The sequence below is a fragment of the Lysinibacillus sp. FJAT-14745 genome (genome assembly GCF_001275675.1).
Taxonomy (GTDB): domain Bacteria; phylum Bacillota; class Bacilli; order Bacillales_A; family Planococcaceae; genus Lysinibacillus.
The window spans coordinates 10,546-12,109 of sequence record NZ_LITM01000020.1 but is presented as its reverse complement, the minus strand read 5'-3'; the positions used below and the strand labels follow the sequence as shown (position 1 = coordinate 12,109).

Below are 1,564 nucleotides of genomic sequence, written 5' to 3'. Positions count from 1 at the left end.
TACATGTCTTCGTTTTTACTCTAAAAAGGCGGGAGAATAAATCTGAAATTTCAGTTAAAATTCATGCGACGGTAGTGGCTTTAAGATTATATATTTAAACTTTTATTTTGTATCCACTCTCTAGCTTTTCCCCCAACAAAATTATTGGATTTTCTTAGTACCGATATTGATGCTAATTAACGCCTCTTCTAAACCTTTAATACCTACCAATGTTATCCCTTTTAGCAAAGTCTCTTTAAATGAAGATAAACTAATGTCTACATTAATCAGTAAGATATAAAGAACAAGAAATTAGCTTTGAATTCTCTAGTTTGGCTTTTAAAAAAATTGCTTCAGAACAATCTGTTTAGCATATCTTACATTTTGGGCATTTGCATTTGTAAAATCTGCGTAAGATACATCTGCTTTATAAAAATCAGCATTTACTATATTTGTATTTTTAAATGTTGATGAACATAACAATGATGAGGACATACCCATATTACATAGATTCATCCCGTCAAATTTACACTCTGTCAGAAATGCTTGGTTTAATGGATATCCTGTTAAATCGGAGCCTCGAAAATCTATTTCATCGACACCTAGCTTTTTACCTTGATCACCAATTGATTTAATCCAAACTCGGTGCAATTTTAAACGTTCTATAAGCTCTTCTTGGTTAATTATCTCCAATTGTTAGCACCGTCTTTATTTTGGATACCAAACTACTCTAACTGAAGCTCATGCATCTTTTATTGCTTCCTTTAATAGAACTACATGTTCTGAAGTTAGATATCATGTATCAATAATTAATCACTGTTATGTATGGTTTATGGTCTCAAGATATTAGAAAATAGTTTTTAACTTATTATCTTTTAGCGAGTTAAAAAAATAATTTCATTTTAAATTAGATAAAACACTTTTAATTCGATTAGCTAACTTTTCTTGTTCATCTTCAGTCAATTGCTCATCAGTTACATCTTCGATACTGAACGATTGCAACACATGTTTAACATCTTCAATACCCTTCACTCCAGTTAATCCTTGGTTATACAAATTTTCAGCAAGTGTTGTATAGACAATGAATTTTTCACTTTTGTATTTTCACAATCTCGATCAAACCGTTGCAACACAGTAGTAACTATTGAATCAGTATTTTCATTTTCTAACTTAAAATTGTTAATAAATTTTTGGACTCCTTCTACTAATTCGTCGTAATACCAACAAGCTCTAGGAAAATAATCTAGAGACATGTTTATTAATTTCTGTAAAACACGTTCCTTTCGCGATGCTAAATCACTATATTGTTGTGGTGTTAATTTATTCTCTTGTTGAATTATTTTAAAATCCAATTCAGTTAGATTTTTTTCCAAATAATCCTTGAAAGAATGTAGAATTTTAACATGGGAGACTGCTATTTCTGAAAATATCACAAAAATTATTGCTTTATCCGTTTCACTTTTTTTAGCCAACATATCATAGTCATAAAAATTCCTAGCTAACGCTTCCCTCCCTCTATAAATGTTGATATATCAACGGTTTGACCCGCTTTTAAGATTGATAAAAAATTTTTTATCGCAATTTT

Annotated in this window: 3 protein-coding genes; all 3 read right to left on the bottom strand. The window is 29.9% G+C overall.

Annotated elements, in window-relative coordinates:
- Positions 1–318: 318 nt before the first annotated feature.
- Entirely contained in the window at positions 319–672 is a 354-nt protein-coding gene (locus AMS59_RS25700; RefSeq protein ID WP_053486125.1) for a pentapeptide repeat-containing protein, read from the bottom strand.
- A 204-nt stretch (positions 673–876) separates the two neighbouring features.
- Entirely contained in the window at positions 877–1,011 is a 135-nt protein-coding gene (locus tag AMS59_RS25695; RefSeq protein WP_234007904.1) for a hypothetical protein, read from the bottom strand.
- Between the two features lie 5 nt (positions 1,012–1,016).
- Positions 1,017–1,502: an Imm3 family immunity protein gene (locus tag AMS59_RS23485; protein ID WP_255350029.1), complete on the bottom strand. Its 486-nt coding sequence runs from the start codon at positions 1,500–1,502 to the stop codon at positions 1,017–1,019.
- Between the last annotated feature and the right edge of the window lie 62 nt (positions 1,503–1,564).